General features: G+C 67.0%; 5 protein-coding genes. 4 read left to right on the top strand and 1 reads right to left on the bottom strand.

Annotated features, from left to right (window positions below):
• The 4 genes from AC2VOG_RS19270 to AC2VOG_RS19255 form a co-directional block, all read left to right on the top strand.
• The coding region (locus AC2VOG_RS19270; RefSeq protein ID WP_486941431.1) for a PEP-utilizing enzyme at positions 1–840 on the top strand (840 nt) is incomplete at its 5' end.
• Positions 841–859: 19 nt separating this feature from the next.
• Positions 860–2,365 (top strand): carboxylesterase/lipase family protein, encoded by a 1,506-nt coding sequence (locus AC2VOG_RS19265; RefSeq protein ID WP_486941430.1) that lies wholly within the window; start codon positions 860–862, stop codon positions 2,363–2,365.
• 27 nt (positions 2,366–2,392) lie between these two features.
• A complete protein-coding gene (locus AC2VOG_RS19260) occupies positions 2,393–4,396 on the top strand; it encodes a DUF7064 domain-containing protein (protein ID WP_486941429.1) in 2,004 nt (667 codons plus the stop codon).
• Positions 4,397–4,433: 37 nt separating this feature from the next.
• Positions 4,434–4,907, top strand: a complete 474-nt coding sequence (locus AC2VOG_RS19255) for a gluconokinase (RefSeq protein WP_486941428.1) — start codon at positions 4,434–4,436, stop codon at positions 4,905–4,907.
• Here AC2VOG_RS19255 and AC2VOG_RS19250 read toward each other — a convergent pair.
• Positions 4,897–5,370: an RDD family protein gene (locus AC2VOG_RS19250; RefSeq protein ID WP_486941427.1), complete on the bottom strand. Its 474-nt coding sequence runs from the start codon at positions 5,368–5,370 to the stop codon at positions 4,897–4,899. The two genes, AC2VOG_RS19255 and AC2VOG_RS19250, sit on opposite strands and share 11 nt — an antisense overlap.
• Between the last annotated feature and the right edge of the window lie 50 nt (positions 5,371–5,420).

Raw genomic sequence — 5,420 nt, 5'->3', positions numbered from 1 at the left:
GAGTTCCACAAGAAGGTTCTCGCTGAATTGAACTCGTTCGGACACCGTGGTCCCGCCGAGCTCGAAATGCGCTCGTCCAGCTATGCCGACGACCCGGAGTTGCTACTGCGTATGGTGGCGAAATCCCTTGACGCGCCGATGCGCTCGAAGACCAACCGCTCGGAGATCCCGTTGCGCGCTCGACCGGTGGCACTGCTGGCTGCGCACCAGGTCCGCGACCGCGAAGTGCGTCGCGATCGGATGGTGCGCGCGGTCTGGTTGTTGCGCAACCTGCTTCGCGAACTGGGGCGCCGGCTCACCAGTGCAGGTGTCCTCGACACCGTCGACGACGTGTTCTACCTGCTCGTCGACGAACTCGACGCGCTGCCCGCCGATCCCGCCGGGGTGGTCGCGCGGCGCCGTGCCGAGCAGAGCCGGCTCGCCGGCGTCACCCCACCGGCGATCTTCAGCGGCACGTGGCGTCCCGCGACCGTCGCGGCATCCGTGCTGTCCCCGGGGCAAGCGCTCAGCGGTGCCGGCGTGAGCGGTGGGCGGGTCCGCGGCCGGGTGCGGATCGTCCGGCCGGACACCATCGACGATTTGGAGGCCGGCGAAATCCTCGTCGCGGAAGTCACCGACGTCGGCTATACGGCCGCGTTCTCCTACGCGGGTGCCGTCGTCACCGAACTCGGCGGACCGATGTCGCATGCCGCCGTGGTGGCTCGGGAATTCGGCATCCCGTGCGTGGTCGATGTGCATGACGCCACGCGACGTCTGCCGCCCGGAGCGCTCATCGAAGTCGACGGCACGGCCGGGACCGTCCAGGTGCTCGAGCCGGACCTGCCCGGCGGCACTTCCTGACGTTCGCTACCGTCGGGTGATGCATGAACACACCGTCCGCGTCGTGACCGCCGCGGGAACCGTCGAAGGTTTCACCCGCGACGGCGTCCATCGCTGGCGATCCATCCCCTACGCTCGTCCGCCGCTGGGTGCACTGCGGTTCCGGGCGCCCGAGCCGGCTCAGCCCTGGCGCGGTGTGCGTTATTGCCACGGCTTCACCAAATGCGCACCGCAGGAGCGTCGCTACACCGTCCTCGGGCTCGGCAAGTACCAGGCGATGGGGGAGGACTGCCTCACCCTCAACGTGGTCGCGCCCGAAGCGGCGGCGGCCGAGCCACTACCGGTGATGGTGTTCATCCACGGCGGCGGATACATCATGGGTAGCTCGGCCACGCCGATCTATGACGGGGTGGCGCTGGCCAAACGCGGCTGCATCTACGTCTCGGTCAACTACCGGCTGGGTGCGCTGGGCTGTCTGGACTTGTCGTCGCTGTCGACGGCGGGCGTCACCATCGCCGGCAACCTGTTTCTGCGCGATCTGATCCTGGCGCTGCGCTGGGTTCAGGACAATATTGCGGCCTTCGGTGGCGACCCCGCGAATGTGACCGTGTTCGGCGAGAGCGCCGGCGCGCATGCCGTCGCTGCATTGCTGGCCGCACCTGATGCCGAAGGACTTTTCGCTCAGGCAATTTCGGAGAGTCCCGCCAGCGGTATGACGCGCTCAACCGATGTCGCCGCGGAATTCGCAGCGCGGTTCGCCGCGGTACTCGGCGCCCGCAAGGACAATGCGATCGACGTGCTGATGAAGGCGACACCCGCGGAGCTGGTGGCGGCGCAGCATCGCCTGATCAGCGACGGTGTACGAGACATGTTGGGCGCGTTCCCCATTGGACCGGTATTCGGCGACGACGTGCTGCCGCTGGACCCGCTCGATGCGATGCAGCAGGGCAAGGCGCATCGTGTGCCGCTCATCGTGGGAACCAACGCAGACGAAGGCCGGTTGTTCACCCGCTTCCTGCAGCTGTTGCCGACCAACAAGCCGATGATCGACGCGCTGCTGGCCGAAGTCGAGCCGGCCGAGCGGGCACGCATCATCGATGCCTACCCCGACTACCCGCAGCGATCGGCGTGCATCCGGTTGGGCGGCGATTTCGCATTCGGCTCGGCGGCATGGGGGATGGCCGAGGCGCACGGCCGGCACGCGCCGACCTATCTCTATCGGTACGACTACGCGCCGCGGGTGCTGCGCTGGTCCGGACTGGGGGCGACCCATGCCACCGAACTACTCGCGGTGTTCGGGACCTACCGAACCAAGTTGGGGGCGTTGCTGACCACGCCGGTCGACCGGCCGTCCGCGATGCGGGTCACGCGCGAAGTGCAAAGGCGCTGGCGGTCATTCAGTCGCAGCGGCAACCCCGGCGACGACTGGCCGGCCTACACCGACACTGATCGCGCGGTGATGGTGTTCGACCGCAAGTCCGGTCTGCAATTCGATCCGCATCCCGAGCGGCGCAGGGCATGGGAAGGCTTTTCCCTGGCGCGATGACGGGCGATGTGATTACGTGGACGAGTAATGACACCGCACACCGGCAACGTCGTCGAACGGCCCGCTGACCTCACCGCTGCCTGGTTGACCGCAGCCCTTGGCTGCGGAACCGTTGCCGATTTCACCGCCGAACGCATCGGTACCGGCCAGATGAGCGAGTGCTATCGGGTCCGACCCACCTACGCCGACGCCGGCGCTGATCAACCGGAGTCGGTGGTGCTCAAGGTCGCGGCCACCGATCCGATGAGCCGTCAGACCGGGATGACGCTGGGCCTCTATGAGCGTGAAATCCGTTTCTACCGCGACATCGCTCCGCGCCTGCACGGTCCGGTCGCCCCGTGCTACCACGCGGCGTTCGATGCCGAGTCCGGCACCTTCGACGCTCTGCTCGGCGACGCGAACCCGGCCGTTGTCGGAGATGAAATCCGCGGCGCCACAACGGCGCAGGCCTACACCGCCGTGACCGAGTTGGCCGGTCTGCAGGGCCCGTTACTGGGTGACGCCACGCTCGCCGACGCGGCCTGGCTCAACCGCGACGCGCCGATCAACCAGGCCCTGATCACGGCATTGTTCGCCGGCTTCGTCGATCGCTATGGCGAGCAGATCTCCCTGCGGCACCGCGTGGTCTGCGAGCGCTTGGTCGGTGGATTCGATGCCTACCTGGCCGACGAGGCGGCTGAGGGTCGCATCCACGGTTTGATCCACGGCGACTATCGCTTGGACAACCTGCTCTTCGGGGCGCAGGGCGCCGAACGTCCCCTGACCGTGGTCGATTGGCAGACGGTCACCTGGGGCCCGGCGATGACCGACCTGGCCTACTTTCTCGGCTGCGCGTTGTCGGTCGAGAGTCGTCGCGAGCATTACGAGGCGCTGCTTCACACTTACCACCGCGCGCTCGGCCCGGATGCTCCGATCAGCCTTGCCGAAGTACGCGACGGCGTGCGCAGGCAGAGCTTTTTTGGGGTGATGATGGCGATCGTGTCGTCGATGCTGGTGGAACGCACCGAACGTGGCGATGAGATGTTCATGACCATGCTGCGGCGGCATTGCGAGCACGTTCTCGACACCGACGCGTTGGCCGTCCTGCCCGCGCCGACCGCCGTCGTGGCCCTCTGCCCGGCGGCCGAGGACGAGTTGGCGCACGCCGCGACCGATGAGCCGTTGTGGAATGAAAGTTGGTATGCCGACTTCGCCGATGCGGCGCAGGGATTGGGCGGCTGGGTACGCCTGGGCCTGATCCCCAACCAGCAGACGGCCTGGCTGAACGTCCTGCTCTGCGGTCCCGACCTGCCCACGGTCGCGCTGGTCGACTTCGAGGTTCGGTTGCCCGCCGATCCGTGGACGGTGCGCACCGGCGAGATTGACTTCACCCACTCCGCCGTCGACCCGCTGCGCAGCTATCGGGTCGAGGTGCGCGGGCGCGGCCAGTCCTTCGACGACCCGGCCGCATTGCTGCGAGCGCAACAGGGTGCCCCGGTCGACGTCGCACTCGAGCTGGAATGGTCGACGGCGGGCACGCCGTACCGGTACCGGGTCACCACCCGGTACGAGATACCCTGCACGGTAACGGGATCGGTTACTGTGAACGGCAATCGCTATACCATCGACGCGGTACCCGGTCAGCGGGACCACTCGTGGGGGGTGCGTGACTGGTGGAGCATGGACTGGCTCTGGAGTGCGCTGCACCTTGATGACGGGACCCACCTGCATGCGGTGGAGGTCTCGATACCGGGCGTCCCGCCGATGAGCGTCGGCTACGTCCAGAGCGGCGACGGCACGGTCGATGAGTTGCAGACGATCTCTCGCACAGAGACATTCGACGCGGCCGGACTGCCGGTCGGTGCGACGTTGGCGTTCGAGCCCGGTGGCATCGCAGCAAGTGTCGACATTCGGGGGCATGCGCCACTGCGTCTGGTCGCCAAAGATGGCCGGATCAGCCAATTCCCGCGGGTCTGGGCCACCGTGAGCACCGCCGACGGGCGGACCGGCGTCGGTTGGCTGGAGTGGAACCACAACCTGTCGACGCAGTGATGTGAAGGCTGGAAAGCGCTGCCGTGCAGTCGTCGTGATGGGCGTGTCGGGCGCCGGCAAATCGACCGTCGGCCGTGCACTGGCACGTCGCCTCGAAGTCCCATTCGCCGATGCCGACGCTTTTCATCCGGCGGCCAACGTCGCGAAGATGTCCGCGGGCACGCCCCTGACCGACGGCGACCGCTACCCGTGGCTGGACGCCGTTGGGCAGTGGCTGGCAGCCCACGACGACGGGGTCATGAGTTGTTCGGCGCTCAAACGCCGATACCGCGACCAATTGCGCTCGCACCGTACCGATGTCGAGTTTCTGCACCTGACCGGTTCACCGGAGCTGATCGTCGGCAGGCAGGCCGGCCGCGCGGGCCACTTCATGCCCTCGTCGCTGATGATGTCGCAATTCGAGGCACTGGAACCGCTGGGTGCCGACGAGCGCGGCATGGCGATCGACGTCGGGCACAGCGTCGACGCGATCGTCGATGCTTTCGTTGAGCACCTTCAGCTCAGGCCCTGACCACCTGAGTGCCGCCGGCCAGCTCGTCGTGCTTGCCCTGTTTGGTGGGGCTGCCGCTGATCGTTACGGCGATGACGACGTAGGCGATGAACGCCAGCAGCGGGCCGAGGTAGGGCACCACCGACAGCAGCGTGAACGAGTTGCGAATGGCTGACTGGGCGGCGTCGGGCTTGGGGGCACCGCCGGGACCGCGGACGCTCAAGCCCAACAGCCGCTTGCCCGGCGTGCTGCCCTGCGCGACTTCGAAGAGCACGAAGTAGCCGAACATCAGTACGCCGGAGAACAACCCGGTGACCAGCCACGGGTAGTCGTCCTTCACCACGAACAGCGACAAGAAGAACGCCACGATATTGACCAGTACGCCGTCGATCAGGCGGGCCAGAAAGCGGGCGCCAAGACCTCCGGCGCGAATACCGTGCCCTTGGGGCGCATAGCCGTGGTTCGGGTGGTCAGCCGATGTCATAACGGGCTCCTAGCAGCGGTGACAGCTAATGTACCCTCGCAAACCCAACC

This window comes from Mycobacterium sp. TH-M11 (genome assembly GCF_057473725.1).
Note: the sequence above shows the minus strand (reverse complement) of the source record. Positions and strands in the feature narration are given on the sequence as shown.

Excerpts from the sequence above, each read along its gene's own strand:
- AC2VOG_RS19260 (WP_486941429.1), top strand. The coding sequence starts at position 2,393 with ATGACACCGCACACCGGCAACGTCGTCGAACGGCCCGCTGACCTCACC.
- AC2VOG_RS19255 (WP_486941428.1), top strand. The coding sequence starts at position 4,434 with ATGGGCGTGTCGGGCGCCGGCAAATCGACCGTCGGCCGTGCACTGGCA.
- AC2VOG_RS19265 (WP_486941430.1), top strand. The coding sequence starts at position 860 with ATGCATGAACACACCGTCCGCGTCGTGACCGCCGCGGGAACCGTCGAA.
- AC2VOG_RS19250 (WP_486941427.1), bottom strand. The coding sequence starts at position 5,370 with ATGACATCGGCTGACCACCCGAACCACGGCTATGCGCCCCAAGGGCAC.